At 37.9% G+C, this 19,697-nt stretch carries 22 protein-coding genes and 1 pseudogene; 21 read left to right on the top strand and 2 right to left on the bottom strand.

Annotation, left to right across the window (positions count from 1 at the left end; translation table 11 throughout):
- Positions 1 to 46 precede the first annotated feature (46 nt).
- The 18 genes and pseudogenes from ACQKMH_RS24505 (at position 47) to ACQKMH_RS24420 (ending at position 15,318) form a co-directional block, all read left to right on the top strand.
- Positions 47 to 340: a hypothetical protein gene (locus tag ACQKMH_RS24505; protein WP_427589941.1), complete on the top strand. Its 294-nt coding sequence runs from the start codon at positions 47 to 49 to the stop codon at positions 338 to 340.
- A gap of 126 nt (positions 341 to 466) precedes the next feature.
- The gene (locus ACQKMH_RS24500; protein ID WP_427589940.1) at positions 467 to 1,432 is read left to right on the top strand and encodes an LLM class oxidoreductase; all 966 of its coding nucleotides are present in this window, start codon (positions 467 to 469) and stop codon (positions 1,430 to 1,432) included.
- Positions 1,432 to 1,592: pseudogene (locus tag ACQKMH_RS24495) on the top strand (alcohol dehydrogenase catalytic domain-containing protein); the annotation flags it as partial. The gene ACQKMH_RS24500 and the pseudogene ACQKMH_RS24495, both read left to right, overlap by 1 nt.
- Positions 1,558 to 1,764 (top strand): IclR family transcriptional regulator domain-containing protein, encoded by a 207-nt coding sequence (locus tag ACQKMH_RS24490; protein ID WP_427589939.1) that lies wholly within the window; start codon positions 1,558 to 1,560, stop codon positions 1,762 to 1,764. The pseudogene ACQKMH_RS24495 and the gene ACQKMH_RS24490, both read left to right, overlap by 35 nt.
- A gap of 194 nt (positions 1,765 to 1,958) precedes the next feature.
- Entirely contained in the window at positions 1,959 to 3,146 is a 1,188-nt protein-coding gene (locus ACQKMH_RS24485) for an MFS transporter (protein ID WP_427589937.1), read from the top strand.
- Positions 3,147 to 3,443: 297 nt separating this feature from the next.
- Positions 3,444 to 3,548: an SDR family oxidoreductase gene (locus tag ACQKMH_RS24480; protein WP_427589967.1), complete on the top strand. Its 105-nt coding sequence runs from the start codon at positions 3,444 to 3,446 to the stop codon at positions 3,546 to 3,548.
- A 429-nt stretch (positions 3,549 to 3,977) separates the two neighbouring features.
- Complete coding sequence (locus ACQKMH_RS24475) at positions 3,978 to 4,811, top strand: alpha/beta fold hydrolase (protein ID WP_427589936.1); 834 nt, start codon at positions 3,978 to 3,980, stop codon at positions 4,809 to 4,811.
- Between the two features lie 238 nt (positions 4,812 to 5,049).
- Positions 5,050 to 5,733, top strand: coding sequence for a cyclase family protein (locus tag ACQKMH_RS24470; RefSeq protein WP_427589935.1), 684 nt, complete (start codon positions 5,050 to 5,052; stop codon positions 5,731 to 5,733).
- A 14-nt stretch (positions 5,734 to 5,747) separates the two neighbouring features.
- Positions 5,748 to 6,467, top strand: coding sequence for a carboxymuconolactone decarboxylase family protein (locus ACQKMH_RS24465; RefSeq protein ID WP_427589934.1), 720 nt, complete (start codon positions 5,748 to 5,750; stop codon positions 6,465 to 6,467).
- Positions 6,468 to 6,487: 20 nt separating this feature from the next.
- Positions 6,488 to 7,177 (top strand): CoA transferase subunit A, encoded by a 690-nt coding sequence (locus ACQKMH_RS24460; RefSeq protein ID WP_427589933.1) that lies wholly within the window; start codon positions 6,488 to 6,490, stop codon positions 7,175 to 7,177.
- On the top strand, positions 7,170 to 7,802 hold the full coding sequence (locus tag ACQKMH_RS24455; protein WP_427589932.1) for a 3-oxoacid CoA-transferase subunit B: 633 nt from the start codon (positions 7,170 to 7,172) through the stop codon (positions 7,800 to 7,802). The genes ACQKMH_RS24460 and ACQKMH_RS24455 overlap by 8 nt, the downstream gene beginning before the upstream one ends.
- A gap of 20 nt (positions 7,803 to 7,822) precedes the next feature.
- A complete protein-coding gene (locus tag ACQKMH_RS24450; RefSeq protein WP_427589931.1) occupies positions 7,823 to 8,947 on the top strand; it encodes a muconate cycloisomerase family protein in 1,125 nt (374 codons plus the stop codon).
- A gap of 65 nt (positions 8,948 to 9,012) precedes the next feature.
- The gene (locus tag ACQKMH_RS24445; protein WP_427589930.1) at positions 9,013 to 9,360 is read left to right on the top strand and encodes a DUF3870 domain-containing protein; all 348 of its coding nucleotides are present in this window, start codon (positions 9,013 to 9,015) and stop codon (positions 9,358 to 9,360) included.
- Positions 9,357 to 10,550 (top strand): thiolase family protein, encoded by a 1,194-nt coding sequence (locus ACQKMH_RS24440; RefSeq protein WP_427589929.1) that lies wholly within the window; start codon positions 9,357 to 9,359, stop codon positions 10,548 to 10,550. Before ACQKMH_RS24445 ends, ACQKMH_RS24440 begins: the two co-directional genes overlap by 4 nt.
- A 43-nt stretch (positions 10,551 to 10,593) precedes the next feature.
- On the top strand, positions 10,594 to 11,406 hold the full coding sequence (locus tag ACQKMH_RS24435; RefSeq protein ID WP_427589928.1) for a dioxygenase: 813 nt from the start codon (positions 10,594 to 10,596) through the stop codon (positions 11,404 to 11,406).
- Positions 11,407 to 11,623: 217 nt separating this feature from the next.
- Positions 11,624 to 12,988, top strand: a complete 1,365-nt coding sequence (locus ACQKMH_RS24430) for an MFS transporter (RefSeq protein ID WP_427589927.1) — start codon at positions 11,624 to 11,626, stop codon at positions 12,986 to 12,988.
- A 153-nt stretch (positions 12,989 to 13,141) separates the two neighbouring features.
- Positions 13,142 to 14,482 (top strand): MFS transporter, encoded by a 1,341-nt coding sequence (locus tag ACQKMH_RS24425; protein WP_427589926.1) that lies wholly within the window; start codon positions 13,142 to 13,144, stop codon positions 14,480 to 14,482.
- Positions 14,483 to 14,511: 29 nt separating this feature from the next.
- The gene (locus ACQKMH_RS24420; RefSeq protein WP_427589925.1) at positions 14,512 to 15,318 is read left to right on the top strand and encodes a sugar phosphate isomerase/epimerase family protein; all 807 of its coding nucleotides are present in this window, start codon (positions 14,512 to 14,514) and stop codon (positions 15,316 to 15,318) included.
- Between the two features lie 194 nt (positions 15,319 to 15,512).
- Here ACQKMH_RS24420 and ACQKMH_RS24415 read toward each other — a convergent pair whose 3' ends face one another.
- Positions 15,513 to 15,683 (bottom strand): hypothetical protein, encoded by a 171-nt coding sequence (locus ACQKMH_RS24415; RefSeq protein ID WP_427589923.1) that lies wholly within the window; start codon positions 15,681 to 15,683, stop codon positions 15,513 to 15,515.
- A 193-nt stretch (positions 15,684 to 15,876) separates the two neighbouring features.
- Between ACQKMH_RS24415 and ACQKMH_RS24410 the strand changes: the two genes are divergently transcribed.
- Positions 15,877 to 16,278, top strand: a complete 402-nt coding sequence (locus ACQKMH_RS24410) for a YybH family protein (protein ID WP_427589922.1) — start codon at positions 15,877 to 15,879, stop codon at positions 16,276 to 16,278.
- A 235-nt stretch (positions 16,279 to 16,513) separates the two neighbouring features.
- Here ACQKMH_RS24410 and ACQKMH_RS24405 read toward each other — a convergent pair whose 3' ends face one another.
- Complete coding sequence (locus tag ACQKMH_RS24405) at positions 16,514 to 16,930, bottom strand: PaaI family thioesterase (RefSeq protein WP_427589921.1); 417 nt, start codon at positions 16,928 to 16,930, stop codon at positions 16,514 to 16,516.
- 723 nt (positions 16,931 to 17,653) lie between these two features.
- Here ACQKMH_RS24405 and ACQKMH_RS24400 point away from each other — a divergent pair.
- On the top strand, positions 17,654 to 18,508 hold the full coding sequence (locus ACQKMH_RS24400) for a MurR/RpiR family transcriptional regulator (RefSeq protein WP_427589920.1): 855 nt from the start codon (positions 17,654 to 17,656) through the stop codon (positions 18,506 to 18,508).
- 43 nt (positions 18,509 to 18,551) lie between these two features.
- Entirely contained in the window at positions 18,552 to 19,697 is a 1,146-nt protein-coding gene (locus tag ACQKMH_RS24395) for an amidohydrolase (RefSeq protein WP_427589919.1), read from the top strand.

Raw genomic sequence — 19,697 nt, 5'->3', positions numbered from 1 at the left:
TAATGTTTAATCATCAAGCTATCAACGAATGTATAGAGAACATGAATTGACACTGGGTCTCCATATACCTCTAGAAAATTTCCAGTCTTCTACCCCACAATGGAAGGACAGATTTCCACCTGCAGTTGATATTGGATCTGCTTTTTATATTGCTGCCTTTAACGTAGGGATTGTCATTGAAGCATTTGTTGGTGGGACTTATTGTAGACTCAATTGGGTTGATTCATACTCTTTGGATTGGCTGAGTCATGGTAGGTGGAGCGGTACTTCTTACGATATGGAGATCATCTTTGGAAAAATGCAGCCTGATATAATGGAGCTTTCAAATGTACAATCGTGAATATAAAGTAGAAGTGATGAAACGACCATTTAATAAGAATAAATTATATATCTCACTATTTTTTTCATTTAGTTCTGTCTTGAGCGCATTAATTTTACTTAAACGAATAAAAAGGAAGTGGAAGAAATGAATCCTTTTCAACAACACCAATCGTTCAATCGTATGTATAAAGAAGGAGAGCTAACACTTGGATTGCATATTCCGCTTGAGAATTACCAATTTCAAACTCCTACAATGGAGAAACAGGTTGAATTAGCGCAAATTGCAGAAAACTATGGTTTCTCAAGCCTTTGGTTTCGTGATGTTCTTCTGCAAGATCCCTCATTTGGGGATCCTGCAACAGGCCAAATTTATGACATGATCATTTATCTAACCTATCTCGCAAGTAAGACGAAAGAAATTGCACTAGGGACTTCAGCTGTCGTGTTATCTCTTCGTCATCCTTTGCGTGTAGCTAAAGAGATGGCCACCATTGAAAATTTGTTTCCAGAGAGACTCATCATGGGTGTATCGTCAGGAGATAGAAGAGCAGATTTCTTAGGACTTGGAATATCTCATGAGAACAGAGGCAAAAGATTTGTGGAATCCTTTAAATACCTCAATCAGCTCTTATATGAGGAATTTCCAACAGTTGCTTCTTCTTTGGGAGGAGTAGCAGGTGCAAATTTAGTACCGAAGCCAACCAAAAGAATTCCTACGATGATTACAGGATTCAGTCAGCAAGACATGAATTGGTTTGCTGAAAACGGAGATGGTTGGATGTATTATCCTCAAAATCCACATCACCAGGCGGAATCTATTAAGCAGTGGAGAGAAATAGTAGATTACTATCATCCAGGCATATTCAAGCCATTCTCTCAGCCCATGCATCTAGACTTATCTGAAAACCCAAACGAAAACCCAACTCCTATACGGCTTGGATTCCGGATTGGGCGCAACGCTTTAATTGATCTTTTAAATATCTATAAAGAAATAGGTGTAAATCATCTTTTCTTTGCATTGTTCGATAGCAAGAGACCTGCTGAAGAAGTCATTCACGAGCTTGGTGAAGAAGTACTCCCCTATTTTCCTCCTCATGAGGTAAAAAGCTAATGAAAGGTATAGGTATAAGAGAATATGGGGGTGTAGGATAGGAGTCTTAGAAGAAATCTCTCTTCCGACACCATTACTACAACCTGATGATGTTCTAATAGAGGTAAAAGCAGCTGGAGTAAACCATGTTGATTGGAAAATTAGGGAAGGGAGACTTCGAAAGCCCTTCCTTATGTATTTCTATTTGGGATCATTCAGAAGTTGGAGAACGGGCTCCTGTGCACTTAAGTGCTCTTGGAAAAGTCATATTAGCTTTCCTAGAAGAATCTAAGCTGGAAAGTGTGCTGAAAGAGTTAACATTAGTACAAAATACTAGGGATACATTTTGTTGACTTTCATTTACTGAAAGAACTTCTGAAGGTTATTCGTCAATAAGGATACGCAATGGACGACGAAGAAATCGGGACCATCACTTTGTTTGAATAAAAAATTAGATAGGACTCATAGTAAGAAACTAATTCAATGTAGTTCTCACATATCAAAAATGCTTTGATGGACGAAATGACAAATATTGAGGAGGGTCACCATGAAAGAAATGTCAACAAAAGTCTATATTGCTTTATTCTCTTTAGCGATTAGTGCTTTTGCCATTGGAACAACTGAGTTTGTCATTGTAGGTTTACTCCAAACAGTTGCAGATGATTTAGCCATTTCTGTTACAAAAGCTGGAACCTTGATTTCTGGTTATGCAATTGCACTTGCTATTGGGACACCAATCGTGACGGTGATTACTGGACGTATCCCTAAAAAGGAATTTCTTCTTATCCTAATGATGGTGTTCATTATTGGTAATGCTATATCAGCAATTACAGGTTCATATGAAGTGTTAATGATATCACGTGTGATTACCGCGATTGCTCACGGTGTATTCTTTGCCATCGCGGCGCCGGTTGCCGCAGATATAGTTCCTGAAAACAAAAAGGGAACTGCAATTTCCATTATGTTCACTGGATTAACCGTGGCGATGATAGCAGGAGTTCCAATGGGAACTTTTATTGGCCAAAATTTCGGGTGGCGTGCCACATTTGGTGCTGTAGTCATTCTAGGAGTGATCGGATTAATTGCAAATATTTTTGCAGTTGATAAAGTGAAAAAACAAGCAAATCCTCCAACTCTAAAAGATGTAGGACAACTTGTAAAAAACCCGCGAATCCTTTTGGCTTTATTGATGACGGCTTTAGGATTTGGAGGAACGTTTGCCTTGTTCACATTTCTTGCTCCAATTTTAGAAGAGATTAGTGGATATTCATCAGATGAGATACCCCTTCTATTGCTTGTATACGGAGTTGCTGTGGCAATTGGAAATATCTTAGGAGGGAAAATGGCCAACCAACATCCTGTAAGATCGTTACGATTTGTATTTCTACTTCAAGTGATAGTTCTTCTTTTACAGATGTGGCTATTGCCAAGTAAGGTGTTAAGTATTTTGTCTATTGTTTTATTGGGTTTGTTTGCATTCATGATGTCTCCTGGGGTTCAGGCATACATCGTCACTTTAGCTGAAAAATTAGTGCCATCTGCAAAAGATATTGCATCTGCATTAAATATTTCAGCTTTTAATGTGGGAATTGCTGCAGGATCCACATTAGGTGGATTAGCAGTACACTATTTAACGTATTTAGATACAACGTGGATTGGTGCAATAATGGTGACATTCGCGTTCCTTCTTTCCGTACTAAATTATAAATTAGATAAAAAACAAAAATTATTTTAAGGGACAGATTACAATTTAAATCCTATACAAATGAGGATGTTTTAAATCCTGGAATGGCGTTAGTAAAGTATGTAAATGAAAATAACAAGGCTGTAGCTATTCACATTGAAAGTAATCGAGTCCCTATATTTACCCATCTAATGGATGGAACATCTGAAGAAAATGTGTTCTGGTTAAATAGAAAGAAACCAATCTTTTAATATTTTATAATCAAAATTATTTTTACTATCCTGATCGGGGGGTAGCATTGAAAGAGAATCTAGAAGGGAAGCAGCAGCAGAATAGTCGAAAAAGACCATTCCTCTGGAACGATATGGCACACATGAAGAATTTGCAAAAGTCATAACTTTTCTTGTTTCAGAGGCAAGTACATATATTACGGGCAGTTATATACTGTTTTGATAAGGTAGATTATATAACTTGTGTTTTCTCTTTACTATTATTATTAGTAAAAGTAATCATTCGAGAAGTCTTAATTTTCAAATAATATTTGATATTATTAAAACTTCATGTAAAATGGAATCATTACATGTATTTATATCTTGCCTATTCATTAATCATTAAAAAAAGCCCTTTTTTAATGAAAATTAATGAAGTGACTGGCTATCTTAATTTCTCGATCAAGTTACCTTGATGGTGAAGTTAAGGTAGCTTTTTTTATTAAAATGGTAAGCGTATGTATGAAAGGGGTGAAAATACTCTGTTAGAAAACTCCTTGTATAAATCAATGAAAGCTAGGGAAATTTGGTTATTTAGTTCAAAAATATAGCTTACAAGCAATAAGTTAGTAAATAAACAATCCATGATAGGAACGATGAGGAGAGTGTGACTATGAAAATGTATGTAAAAGAGCTAGGAAATCGAAGGATCCAAATTGCAGATTACCCAGGAACGAAAGGGACAATCATTGCTATACATGGTTTAACGGGTAATCATAAGCAAATGCATTATTATGCAGAAATGCTTAAAGGAGAGTACCGAGTCATTTCCATTGACTTGAGAGGGAGAGGGAATAGTTCAGAAACAGATGAGCATACTTCTCTTTTCAAACATGCAGAAGATATTATTGCGTTAATCCAAGAATTAGACATTGAAAATCCAATTTTAATGGGGTATTCAATGGGAGCTTTCATATCAGCGGTTGTAGCTAGTAAATTAAATCAAGTAAAAGGCTTAATTTTACTGGATGGTGCCGCTACTTCAACTCAACAGCAAAGGGACATAGTACAACCATCACTTGGAAGGTTAAGCAAAAAATATGAATCCCAGAAAAGTTATGTCGCAGAAATTAAGGAAATCTATAATCGGTTGGGTGTTAAATGGACGGACCATCTGCAAAGTGTGGTAGAGTATGAGGTTCATGAAGTAGATGGTGGCTGGGAAAATAAGTCATCTGAATATAGTATTCTTGCAGATTTCAATAGTTTTTATTCATTTGTCCCTAAAGAAGTATGTACACAAATTAACTGCAAAGCCTTATTAGTCTATGCTAGTGGCAAAATTGGAGATTTCCCCCCATTATTTTATGAAGAAGCTTATGAAGATACGAAGAACTATACTGCGGATCTTGAAACCGTTGTTTCAAAGTGCAATCACTATACAATGGTGTTTGAAAATAGAGAGGAGATTAATGAAGCGATAAAGTCATTCTTAAAACGAATTTGATTTTTTTGAAGATATTTTTTTTTAAAAAACCTTGAAATTAACTGAAAATAGTGTAAAATTAGAATATAAAATTAATTATTGCCTATTCATTAGCTATTAAAAAATAACCTTTTTTAATAACAACTAGTGAACAACTGGCTACCTTAAACAACTGCTGTCAATTTTTGATAGTAATGTTTGGGGTAGCCATTTTTGTCGTAATAATGTAAATGCATAATGAAATTTGGGGGGGGTACCGTTGAAAATCATTGATTTAACATTGGAACTTTACGATGGTCTGGTTACAAATAATGATTTATCTGCAATTGGCATTAAAGATGAACCCCTTGAACATAAGGGGAAATATTCACATCCTAAAGGATTCCGATCTAAGTTGATTTCTTTTTCTGACCATAGTGGGACACATGTCGATGTGCCATCACATTTCTCTGAAAAAGAGGGGGCGGTTGAAAACATTAATCTGAAAAAAATGTTTGGGGATGCCCTCATACTTGATGTAAGCATGTTGAAAGGGACACATGAACCTGTTACGAAAGATTTACTTGAAGAGGCAGAACGCAGGCAGGGAGTTTATGTTGAAAAAGACGATATTGTCCTCATCAGAGCCTGGGGGAAATCATGGGGGGAAGAAGGTTTTTTTGAAGCGCAGGCCTTAGATGATAGTGTGGCCCAATGGTTTATTGAAAAGCAAATACATATTGTAGGGGTGGATTTGCCCAATGCCGATTTGAACCAGGGTTCAGGAAGTGGTATTCATCAAAAATTACTAAACAATGATATATATATCGTTGAAAATCTCGTGAATCTAGAAAAATTGCCTAAGCATTCTCGCTTTCTTTTTTTCGGGATCCCGTTAAAACTAAAAAATGCAACAGCCTCACCTATTAGAGCACTATCGATACTTGACTCTCAATTAATTTAAAGAGGTGCATACGAATGAGCGAAGGATTAACGTATTTCAAAGAAGTGTATGATGTGGTACCAGGCTGGGTGCAAAAAATGCACGATTATAGCCCCAATGCACTTGACCACTATACCAACTTACGCAGTAACATCATGGAAGAGGGAGCCTTAACGAAGAAGGAGAAAGATATATTACTAGTAGGCATGAATGCTGCGAGGTTGTATGAGCGCAGTATGGTTTATCATACAAAAGGGGCAATGGATGGTGGAGCAACGTTACCGGAACTGGTGGAGTACCTAATTGTTCCATATTTATATAACGGGACTGAGGCATTAAAAACGGGAATAAAGTCTTTGGAATATGCCCTCTCACTTAAAGGCATTCCATTTCCCGAAGTAAGTGGTAATCAAGAAACGGCAGAAGAAATCCTGCTTTATATGATGGAGCTATTAGGTGATGAGGAGACGGCATTCGTATCGAATGTTTTGAGTCTGGTTAGATCTGGAGACGAAAACTCCCTCAAAGATTATATATTGAGTGATTCAGTTGTTTCAACAAAGCTAAAACATATCCTGATGACAGGGATTTTCATTACAGAATTAAAAGGGAAACAAGTAGAAGAATGGATGGAAGCGGCAAGAGAAAATGGAGCTTCCGAAGAACAATTAGCGGATGTGGGATTTATTTGCTTATTGACTGCTGGAATCCCTGCTTGGTTTGAAGCAAGTGATTCATTAATTGAAAAAAAGTAACAGGATTGGTGGAGAAAAACATGACGAAAGTACATCAAGATATAGAAGCAGCTTTATCTTGTGTGAAGAACGGTCACACCTTAATGGTGGGTGGGTTTGGCTTGATTGGTGCCCCTCTTACATTAATTGATGGGTTGACCAAAAAGGATGTAGTAGGATTAACAGTCATCAGTAACAACTTAGGCGAAAAAGGGAAAGGATTGGGTGTTCTCCTAAGCCAAAGGAAAATAAAAAAAGCAATCGGATCATATTTTACAAGCAATCGTGAAGTGGGCGAATTTTATCAAAGAGGTGACATTGACTTAGAGCTATTACCACAGGGGACATTAGCGGAATCCATGCGTGCTGGTGGTGCTGGCATAGGTGGTTATTATACGAAAACGAGTGTCGGGACCGATTTAGCAAAAGGCAAAGAAGAAAGGGAAATAAATGGGCTTACATATATTTTTGAGCCTGCCATAAGAGCAAATGTAGCTTTGATTAGGGCCTGGAAGGCAGATACGCTTGGTAATCTTGTTTATTATAAAACGGCTCGAAATTTTAATCCGGTTATGGCAACAGCCGCGGATGTCGTAATTGTAGAAGTGGATGAAATTGTTGAACCTGGTGAACTCTCACCAGAGGAGATTGTAACACCGCATCTATTCGTCGATGGAATCATTAAAGCAACGAAAATCCTGACGAAGGAAGGTGTCATAGATTATGAGTGATAAAGAACAAATGCAAAATTTGATAGCTATACGCGCGGCAAAAGAATTGACGGGTCCTTGTATAGTGAACCTTGGAATTGGGATTCCTACCTTGGTTTCAAAATATATCGATGACGAAAATGTTTATTTTCATACGGAAAATGGATTATTGGGAGTTTCTGATGTAGAGGAAGATAAAATCGATCCCAATTTAGTTAATGCAGGCAAGTTGCCAGTAGGGGAATCGATTGGTGCTTCATTCTTTAATAGTGCAGAATCGTTTGCAATGATCCGTGGAGGGCACGTTGATGTTGCTATCTTGGGTGTTTTGCAGGTAGATCAAACAGGGGAAATTGCAAATTGGGCGGTGCCTGGCAAGAATATCATGGGTGTTGGAGGAGCAATGGACCTGTTAGTCGGTGCAAAAAAAGTGATAGTGACAATGACACATACAAATAAGGAAGGTATAAGTAAGATTTTAAGAGAATGCACCTATCCCATTACATCAACTAGAAGTGTTGACATGATTATCACGGAGTTAGCTGTCTTTGAAGTTGTTGAAAAACAGTTGAAACTAATTGAATTAATGCCAGATGTAAGTATCGAAGAAGTAAGAGCAAAAACAGAAGCGGATTTTATCTATTAAATTTTAAAAAGGTGGATTAAATGAAAATACGTTCAGTTGATGTATACATTATTGATTTACCCACGATTCGTCCTCATCAGCTTGCCATGCATACGATTGTGGAACAAACAATCATACTTGCCCGTGTCATGGATGAAGAGGGAGTGGAAGGATGGGCAGAGGTGGCAACAATAGGTGGTGCCTCATATGGTGAGGGAACTCCTGAGGCGATAAAAGTGAATATTGATAAATATATTACGCCCCTTATTATTGGGAAAAATCCAGTCCGTTTTGACAAAATCATGCATGAAGTTTCTTTACATGTTAGAGGAAATAACTTCGCAAAGGCTGTTGTTGAATCCGCAATGGTAGATTTAGTGGCTAGAAGGAGAAACATCCCTGCCTATGAATTATTCGGGGGGCAGATTCATAAATCATTACCGGTAGCTTGGACATTAGCAAGCGGAGATACGTATAAAGATATTGAAGAAGCGAAAGAATCCTTACACCAAAAACGTCATAATATCTTTAAATTGAAAATTGGCAAAGGCAATCCATATAAGAATGTGGAGCATGTATTGAAAATTATGGAAGCTGTAGGTGACCAAGCACGCATTACGGTTGATGTTAATCAAGCATGGGATGAAACAACCGCTACGTATTGCATTGAAGCTTTACAGGAAGGTGGGGTTTCCATGGTCGAACAGCCGCTGCCAGCTTGGGATAATGAAGGGATGTCAAGATTGACCGATCGTTTTAAGGTTCCGATCATGGCTGATGAATCCCTGAATACGGTTCAAGATTCTTTCCAAATAGCCAAACATAGAGCAGGTAATTCATTTGCTTTGAAAGTATGTAAGCATGGTGGAATGACTCAAACGAAAAAAGTGGCTGCTATTGCTGAAGGTGTAGGTTTTGGTTTGTATGGCGGAACGATGATTGAATCCTCATTAGGAACAGCTATTTGTGCACAACTTTATTCAACCATTCCCAAGTTTGAATTCGGTACTGAATTATTTGGACCGTTACTATTCAAAGATAATATAACGGTAAACCAAATTGAATATGAAAATTTTGAAATAATCATTCCGGATGGACCAGGATTTGGTATGGAGATAGATAAAGAAAAAGTAAAACATTTTTCAAGAGCGTTATTTGTAATATAAACTAGGAAGGGGGAATATGGAACCCTAACTAGTTAATGCAAGCTATCTTGAGAGGATGTAGTTTTATGGGACAACCAACATTATTAATTACGGCGTATGCAAAGGCACCACAAAATACGAGTATGTACGAAAATTATAAATACGCTGGTATGGTACTTGAAATCCATAAAGAAAGTCACATTATCATTAATGCAGAATTCACTTTTTTAACAACTTTGGCACAGGACTTTTTTAAGAGAATGATAGTTGGATTTAATTTTAGTAAAGATATTGATCCGTTAATAGAAAATATAAAAACCGACTTTTTAGCGCCATCACAGCAGTCAGTGATCGTTGCTTTAAAAATAGCACATCAAAGATATAAAGATAGTTTAGAAGTAAATAATGCTGATACTCGGGGGAAAGAAAATTGACCAATGTAGTAATTATTGACTCGGTTCGCACCGCCATTGGGAAATTAGGGGGATCATTAGAAAATGTTCCTGCTGATTTTCTAGCAGCAGCTGTCCTTGATGAAGTTGTAAAGAGAGCGGATATACCAAAAGAGATTATTGATGAAGTAATAATGGGCCAAGCGAAACAAAGTTCTGACGCATCAAATTTAGCGAGAATTGCTTCACTCCGTGCAGGTTTTCCGGTGGAAGTACCAGGTTATACTGTTCACCGACAATGTGGATCTGGTATCCAAGCAATAAATTCAGCTAGTCAACAAATTCAAAGTGGTTTAGGAAATATAATTATTGCAGGTGGAGCAGAATCAATGAGTACAGCTCCGTATTATATGAGAAATATTCGTTTTGGATTGAAATCAGGTAATGGTCAGTTATTAGACCCAAATACAGAAAGTCAGCCAGGTTCACAGCCTATTGAAGACTACGGAATGTTAACGATGGGAATGACAGCAGAAAATTTAGCGGAAAAGTATTCTATTTCAAGAACGGAACAGGACGAATTTGCCTTAAGAAGTCAAGAAAATGCAAGACGGGCAATTTCTAATGAAATATTTTCGAAAGAAATCGTTCCCTATCAACTTAAAACGAAAAAGGGTGTAACCGAGTTTAAATTGGATGAGCACCCAAGGGAAACCAGTCTAGAAAAATTAGCTCAGTTAAAACCAGTTTTCAAAAAAAATGGAACGGTAACCGCTGGAAATAGCAGTGGAAGAAATGATGGTGCATCTGCTCTCTTACTTATGTCAGAAGAAGAAGCCATGAGACTTGGGAAAGAACCAAAAGCAAAAATAGTAGCACAAGCAGCTGCAGGTGTATCACCGAATTTCATGGGGATAGGACCAGTGAACTCTACCCTGAAAGCGCTTCAAATGTCAGGCTTGAAATTGGATGATATTGATTTGATCGAATTGAACGAAGCCTTTTCTGCTCAAGCTTTGGCAGTAATTAAAGAATTGAAGCTTGATATGAATAAGGTGAATCCTAACGGTGGTGCTATTGCTATGGGGCATCCGATTGGTGCCACAGGTGCGATTTTAGCAACGAAAGCGATACACGAGCTAGAACGAACGGGAAAAAGATATGGGCTCATCACTTTATGCATCGCAGGTGGGTTAGGAATCACAACGATCATTCAAAATACTCAGGTATAAACTAATATTTATATAAAACTTATAAAAATTGGAGGAAGTATATATGAAGAATCAAAAAGTAATCGATGTTTATAATGGATTGGTAGTTAAATTTAAGGAATTAGTTAGTGAATATGAAATTGATCATAATGAATATCAAGCTCTTGTTGATTGGATGGATCAATTAGGAAGGTCAGGGGAAATTCCGTTGTTTATGGATGTTTTCTTTGAAACTCATGCACTTCAAGAAATGTATAAAAGCGTAAAAGGAACTGAACCAACTATTCTAGGGCCTTATTACATTGAAAATACTCCAGTCGTTCAAAATCCAGGAGTATTGCCACAACGTGAAAATGAACCAGGTGACGCCCTTTACTTTTCAGGATCTGTGAAAGATGTAAATGGAAATCCGTTGGCAAATACAAAAATCGATATGTGGCAGGCGGATGCAAATGGTGAATACTCATACTTCGCTGAAGGTATTCCAGATAATAATTTACGTGGTGTTTTTTATACAGATGCGAATGGTAATTTTGAAATTAAAACGGTTGTACCGGGTAATTATTCCATTCCAACAGATGGACCTTCTGGTCAGTTCTTAAAGTGGATTGATCACCATGCATATCGTCCAGCACATTTGCACCTGTTATTCCAACCGGAAAATGGTGATAGATTAGTAACACAAATATATTTTGAAGGTGATAAATATTTAGAAAATGATGTTGCACAAGGTGTTCGCGGAAGCTTAATTACGAAGTTAGATAAACATTCCGGTACAGAAAAAGGAGTGAAAAATGATTATTTTACGGCTCATTTAGATTTTGAACTAAGATTACAAGATAAACCTGTTTTCAATAAAGCTATCGTGAACAACTAATCATTCCTAAGAATAGGCAGGCAAATTTTCTCGAAAAAAAGGTCAGTAAATACCTATGAATCCAACGAAAGTGCCTAAGTGGGTACTGAAAATGAAAGAAGTTTGCTAATGAAACAATTCCACTCTTCATTATCTGATTTTTTTGATATTTTCCGAGTTCCTATATTGGAACTCGGAAAATACATTCAAAACATATATATAGGATGGGAGGCGGAACATGCGAAGTGTAGTTGCAACGGATATTATTGCTGCCAGTAAATTTAACCGCTTTCATATACTTGTTTTTCTTTGGTGTTTTTATGCCATAGCTTTCGACGGGTATGATATTGCGATGTATGGTGTGGGTTTGCCATGGATGATCGATGAGTGGGATTTAACATCCATTCAGGCAGGGGCAGTCGGCAGTTATTCCTTATTCGGCATGATGATGGGTGCGCTGATTTTAGCACCGATTGCTGATAAATATGGCCGTAAAAATGTTCTGGTTATTTGTATGATTTTGTTCAGCGTATTTACCTTGGGGGCAGGGATTGCACCTAACCTCACATGGTTCACTGTCATGCGCTTCATTGCTGCAATTGGCATGGGAGCCTTGATGCCGAATGTTATATCGCTAATGACTGAATACTCCCCAAAACAAAATCGGGCCATCATTGTAGCTGCGATGTACTGTGGCTATTCAATCGGTGGAATCATGGCATCGTTAGTGGGGATGTATGTCATTCCTTATACAGATTGGCGTGTCTTGTACTTTATTGGAATTCTTCCATTACTTACACTTCCCATATTCATGAAGCAGTTTCCTGAATCCCTTTCCTACTATTTAGCAAAGAAAGAAATTGGTAAGGTTGTTGAAATCCTCAATAAAGTAAAACCAGAAGGGGATTTTAGAGAAACAGATGATTTCAGGCTTAATGCTGTACAGGAAGGGAAAGGATCTCCAGTAAAAAAACTATTCACGAACAAACGGGCATTCAGTACAATTTCCATATGGGGAGCTGTGTTCTGTACATTGATGATGGCTTACGGATTAAATACATGGCTCCCAAAAATGATGCAGGATTCCGGATTCAGTATCACCTCAAGCCTTTCGTTTAACCTGGTTTTATGCCTTGGTCAGATTGGCGGTTCCTTAGTAGGGGGGTATTATGCCGGGAAAATGGGACATCGTAAAATTCTGGTTACACTATTCTTATTAGGTGCCGTTACCTTTGTCGCATTGAGTGCTACCACCAATATCGTCGGAGTATATGTACTGATGTTCGTGGGAGGGGCCTGTACTGTTGGTGCCATGAACCTAGCGAATCCGTATATCACAGAATATTACCCCCGTGAAATCCGTACGACGGGGATGGGCTATTCGCAAGCTATAGGCAGGATTGGCTCAATTCTCGCTCCTATTTTAATTGCCTTTCTTTTGTCAACAGGCATGAATCCTAGGGTGGCTTTTGCTACATTTGCCCTACCAAGTATCATCGCAGCGATCGGTTATATTCTGGTACAAGAAAAACATGGATCTTTTGACAGGGTAGTCAAGAAGGATAATGAAGAGGTAGAATCAGAGAAGACTGTAACGATCTAAATAAATGATTCACAATTCTGAATATAATCTGCTTAGATGTGTACTTTGCAACAAGGTGATCTGATATTGCAGGAAATATACAAGTATTTAAGAAATCACATAAAACTAGTAGAACGATGTACTAACGTTGGCATTAGGTTAGGGGGAAAAATTTTGAGCTCAGAATTAAAGGCAATAATAGAAGATCGCACATCGGAACTGGTAACGGACAGATCAAAAAAAGGAAAAACGAAAACTGTTCGATGGTTTATATTATTTCTAATTGCTTTAGTCACTTGTATTAATTACATCGACCGTGCCATCATTTCGCTTGCGGCTCCGAATATTCAAGCCGATTTACATATAGATCCGGCTTTGATGGGAATCATATTTTCCGTATTCGGCTGGAGTTATACCTTCACCATGCTATTTAGCGGCTACTTTCTAGATAGATTTGGTCCTAGAAAGGTATATACGGTTTCCCTCATATTTTGGTCTGTGTTTACATTCTTGGTAGGAACCGCGAAAAGTATATCGTCACTGATTACATATCGGATAGGGCTGGGTGCCTTTGAATCTCCCTCCATACCTACTAATGCCTGGTGTGTATCCGAGTGGTTTCCGAAAAAAGAACGGGCTACTGCAGTAGGGATTTATACGGGTACCCAATATATTGGATTGGCCTTCCTGACTCCAGTTTTTACTTGGATCATCATATCTTTTGGGTGGAATTACCTTTTTTATATCGCCGGAATTATAGGGATTCTTATTGGATTGGTTTGGTATGGATTCTATCGCAACCCAAGGGAACATAAGCGTATTTCCCAGGAGGAGCTAGATTATATCAGAGAAGGCGGAGGAATGATCGGTACCGAAGAGCAGCATCCTTTTTCCTGGAAACGAATTGGTCAACTGCTAAAACACCGTCAAATTTGGGGAATGTTCATCGGGCAATTTTCCATTCAAACTACTTTGTTTTTCTTTATGACTTGGTTTCCCTCCTATTTAATTGATGAAAAGGGAATGACGATGTTAAAAACCGGAATTTATGCAAGTATCCCATACATTGTAGCGATACTAGGAACTCTTATTGGCGGCCGATGTTCCGATTGGATGATAATACGCGGGTTATCAACGGGAATGGCACGTAAACTGCCCATTATTATCGGATTGTTACTTTCTTGTTTGATCCTCGGGGGGAATTATACGAATTCACCAAACATAGTCATCACCTTTATGGCAATAGCATTCTTCGGACAGGGGATGGCCTCAACTGTTACTGGTGCCCTTTTAGCTGATATTGCCCCGAAAGGCATGGTAGGCCTAACGGGTTCCTCACTATATTTTGTAGCCAACATTGGCGGGGCATTATCTCCGTTAATCGTCGGTTTAATCATTAGTGTGACACATTCTTATGCAGCAGCGCTAACCTTCATATCCGTAGTGGCCATGATTGGCGCTTTTGCTTATATCTTTCTACTCGGAAAAGTCAAGCGCATAGAAATCACTGACTGAAAAAATAAAAGCAGAGAGGCGGAAATACATTGAAACTGAGTTTATGTACTACAGGATTTAAAGAATGGGATATAGAGGAAATAATAAATTGGCTGCTTCCATTGCAAGCGGATGTTAAAGGACTTGAATTATGGAATAAACATATCGAACGTTTTCAGGAGAAGCACGGACCACTGGACAAATTAGTCCAATTACTTGAAAACAATGATTTACAAATACCTTCCATTAGTGGGTATACGACTTTTTCAAAACTCTGGAACCAAAAAGAACATCAAAACGAAATCATTCAAGCAAGAAAATTGTTGGATATGGCTCATCAATTAAACTGCCCATTAATACGGACGTTCGCAGGGCATATAGCATCTAGGAATGCCTCACCAGAGCAATGGTCGGAAACGGCTACCGAATTAAATAAATTAGGGCAAATGGCAGATCTCTATGGAGTGGATGTAGCAATAGAAATTCACTATGACTCCTTCGCAGATAACCTCGAAGCCATTCAAAAGCTTTTAGAAGATATCAACCATCCACGGATAAAACTGATTTTCGATGGTGCTAACTTATACGTTGATCAATTAAATCCGAAGGAGGTATTGGAATCCATTTTCCCCCATGTAAGCCATGTACATTTAAAAAATTATCATTACAATCATAAAGAGCGTTATAAAAACAAACCAGCAGCCATTTTTAGTGGGGATGTCGACAATGTGGGCTTACTGGAGGAATTGAGAAAGAGGAATTATGCAGGTTATGTTTCTTTGGAATATTTTGGTCAGGAAGGAATGCCTAACTTGCTTGCTTCAATGGAACAATGGAAACAACAACTGACATTTTGATCCTATGTATTTTAGGTATCTACTCGTTGGTTAGATAATTACTTGTATTGGTTCCGATTTCTTTAATTAAACAAGAAATTGCCATACGAAGAACAGATAACTTCTTTGTTGTTATGGTGTTATAGGAAATCAAACGATTCAACAGTAGAAGGGTTAAGAATTGCATAAGAAAAGACCTCATTTTGAGGTCTTAATTAGTCATTGTCAAGGTCTTTATCAAGGAAGGAAGGCTTCTTCTCTTCTTTGATTCCTAATTTCACCTTTATCTCTGATAAATCTCTTATTATGGTCTGTGTATTTATCCAAGCTGCAATGGAAGCAAAAATAGCCAAAACTAATACAATTATGATTAAAACATTAACCACCAATATACCCACCTCTAATAAATGTCTGTTTTTACTAATCTTACTATAAAACGATAGACGATATAAAAAAATGTCTAAAACCACCATATTTTAGAAAATAGGCTTTCATTTTAAGAGCAAGATACCAAAAAATGCAGTCGAATGTATTAGTATAAGAGGGGACACATTTACGAGGTTGATAAGGAGGGTGAATATGCAAAATCATGAGCTGGAACAAGTCATAAAAAATGCAGATAGGGCAATAAATAACGAGGACTTTGATCATTTAATGGATTTCTATTCAGAGGATGCAACTTTAGTTGTCAAACCTGGAACAATCGCAAAAGGCAAAGAAGAAATACGTCGGGCATTTGTTGCTATTGCTGATTACTTTAATCATAGTTTAATCGTCAATCAAGAAAAGATGGCAATCATCGAAACAGGTGATACGGCATTGGTTGTGGCAAAAGCCCAACTTAGTGCCAATCAAAAGAATGATTCCAAGTTCTCCATGGAAAGAACCGCGACATATGTTTTTAAAAAAGATTCCACAGGTACATGGCGTTGCATAATCGACAACTCTTATGGTGCTGAAATAATTGAAGGATTAAAGTAATGAGTGAAAGCTGCCGTATTTGGTGGCTTTTTACTTTAGAGATTACAATGAAGCAATTAGTGTCGAAGCGGGAAGCTATAAGCCGTTCCTTCAAAGTTCTATAATTCCAAGAAATAAGTTGAACTAGTTACAACTAGTGTAGAGATTGTATCGAATGATCTAAATGGATTTGCAAGATTAATTGTTAAAGAAGCATGTTACGAAGGCTTTTTTCTGCAACATGCTTTTTTATCCTTTAAAGGACCATAACTGATGACACAACGCTTGCCACTTTTTTATCATTTTGAAATAATTCAGCGAGTACATAAGCTGTTTTTTTTCCGATTCGATCTACTTTTGCTTCAACATGTACGTCTCCTAATCCTACTGGTCGATGAAAGGTAGTATGTAAATCGATGGATGCGAATGATTGTCCGATACTTAATTTTGAAGATATAGCATAAGCCATCATAATATCTGCGGCCGAAGTGACAAAACCACCCATTGCTACACCGTTTCCGTTAATAAACTTTTCATCTACTTTCCATACACCTCTTGCTATTCCATCCTCTGCATAATTTGCTTCAATCTGTAACGTTAAATCACAATTCGGAGGTTGTTTCCCCTCCGTTATAACTTGTAAAAGTTCGTGTCCTTTAAGTGATTTCTCCATTAAATTGCCTCCTTTGAATAAGTTGAATCTGTAATACAAAATATTCTAACATATATTTTTATTTAAAATGTCAATGAAGTTGTTAACTTTACAAAAAAAGTAAATGAAAAATGAAGATGGGAGCGGATTTCTGAAATAAACTGGAATGTTTTTTTGAGGGTTTGTAAAATTTGAACGTTGATTTCCACTCCGGATACTCACTTTCCGCGGGCGGTCCGCCCTCGGCGCCTTTGCGCCTGCGGGGTCTCCCTTGGACACGTATTCCTAAGCGGGAGTCTCGTACCTTCCGTTCCAATCAACTGTGTTTTGATAGTTAGATAGAACTCCTTTTACATACAAACTCTTTGAGGGTTTGTTTGAACGTCCTTCATTGGATTGAAGAAATTTGCGACACTCCTGCCGAATAACTGGCTAGCCGAGACACCTCAGACGCATGCGGCGAGGGCACTTGGCAGACAGTCGGCGGAAAGGGAGCGAGAGTCTGAATACAACTGGAATGTAAAATAAAAAACTGTAGGCAAACTGGATTTCTTCAAATTTGTCTAAGGTCTACCTTCTTATAGTCTTGTTTTTGTTGCTGAAAATTGAAATTAATAATTATCAAAAGAATCAAAAAAATCCTTCATTTTCTAATTTAATTATGATAGTGTATAAATTAAAGAAGGATTACCTTCACCATTTTCTTATAAAGAAGTATTTAATTCATCAGAAAGGGGTTATATTTTGGAACATCTTCCTTTTAAATTATTAGTTAAGGAAAAATTCGACCATTTATCGGCAGGTCAAAAAAAAGTTGCCGCCTACTTAATTGAAAATTTGGATGAAGCTGCCTTTAAAACGGCTTTTCAAATAGGGCGGAAAGCAGAGGTTAGTGAAACGACGGTCATTCGGTTTTCCTATTCATTAGGATTTGAAGGGTTTAGTAAAATGCAGGACAGAATTCAAAAACAGCTCCTGCATCAAAATCAACTAGATATACCCGATGGGGATACCAATCTCCCTATTGATGACATGCAAGATCCATTTACCAAAGTGATAGAAAACGAAGTTCATATTTTAAGACATCTATTAGATCATACTAATGTTCAGGATATATGGAAAGCGGTCGATGTCCTGATACAGGCTGATCAAATATTAATTGCGGGTCATCGGATTTCCCATGCCGCCGCTTATTGGTTCTCCTATACGTTAAGTTCATTAAGGGAAAATGTAAGTTTATGTTCACCAACAGGTGACTTCTATGAAAAGTTTTGTAATCTCACTAATAAGTCTGTATTAGTAGTTTTTTCCTTTCCAAGATATGCGAATGAAATATTAAAAGTTGCAGAGTGCGCAAAAGAACATGGGGTGTGTTTAATCGTGGTTACAGACCGCCTCCTGTCACCAGTTGGCCGTATCTCTGATATTGCCCTGACAACTGAAGAAAATGCAGAAACAGGAACCAACTCGATCGCTTCCGTTATTAGCTTATTGGACTTGGTTATTGCAGGCATACATGAAAGAGACGCAAAAAGGATTCATATCCATCAGCAAAAATTAGAAAGGCTTTATTCAAACTATGAAGTGTTTAATGAATGATTTTTTAATCACGTTAACATTCATGTAAAGGAGGTGAATCATCATGAACCCGATTCAATATATTGAACAGCATCAAGAATTATTGATAAAGTCCTACCTTGACCTTCACTCATTGGCTGAGCCAAGCTGGCAGGAGGAACGAACGTCTGACTACATATTAAAATGTCTTAAAAAAGCGGGCTTAACCCTGAAAACATTTCACAGCCATTATGGGATCATCGCTGAGATTCCAGGCCAATCAAAAAAGGTTGTGGCATTGAGGGCTGATATGGATGCGCTTGTTCAGGAGGTAGATGGAGTGGTAAAGGCCAATCATTCATGTGGACACGATGCACATAGCACAATGGTTTTATATACAGCGTTGGCCATTGCCTCCAGCGGAATCCGCCCTAAACACACTCTCCGTTTTATATTTCAGCCTGCTGAAGAAAAAGGAGAAGGCGCTCTTCAAATGATTAATGATGGAGTATTGGAGAATGTTACATATTTATTCGGGGTACATGTAAGACCCAGTACGGAGGTTCCTTATATGAAAGCTTCCCCCGTCATTGTCCATGGCTCCGCCGTAACAATAAGGGGAACAATCAAAGGGATTCAGGCCCATGCATCGCGTCCGCAAGATGGAATAAATGCAATTGAGGCAGCAGCTTTGCTTGTCCAAAAAATACAGCAGCTTAACTTGGAAACCGAAATTCCGTATTCCATCAAAATGACTCAAATTCAAACAAACAACAAAGCATCAAACGTCATCCCGGAAACTGCTGTCTTTGCAATTGACGCCAGAGCTCAGTCAAATGATGTAATGAATGAACTAAATTCCTTAACAAAGGAAGCTATTGACCAGACAATGGTGCAAACTGGTACATCCATCTCCTGGTCTGCGGAGGAATTTGTCCCAGCAGCGACCATGCATGAAAAAGCCATAAAGCTGGCTGAAATCGCAATAGGAGATATCATTGGGACGGAAAATGTCGTTCCAGTTTGTGTTTCTCAAGGAGGAGAGGATTTTCATTTTTATACAGCCCAAAATCCTGATATAACAGCAACAATGATAGGATTAGGCTGCGATCTAACTCCTGGTCTGCACCATCCGGGTATGAAATTTAATTTACAAGCTCTTATTTATGGAACGAAAATTTTAATAAACACAGTAATACTGGCGGCGGAAGAAGAGAAGTTTTCACTATAA

It is taken from the genome of Peribacillus sp. NPDC097895, assembly GCF_050277555.1.
In the GTDB taxonomy this organism is placed as follows: Bacteria; Bacillota; Bacilli; order Bacillales; family DSM-1321; genus Peribacillus.
This window is presented reverse-complemented; position numbering and strand designations above follow the sequence as displayed.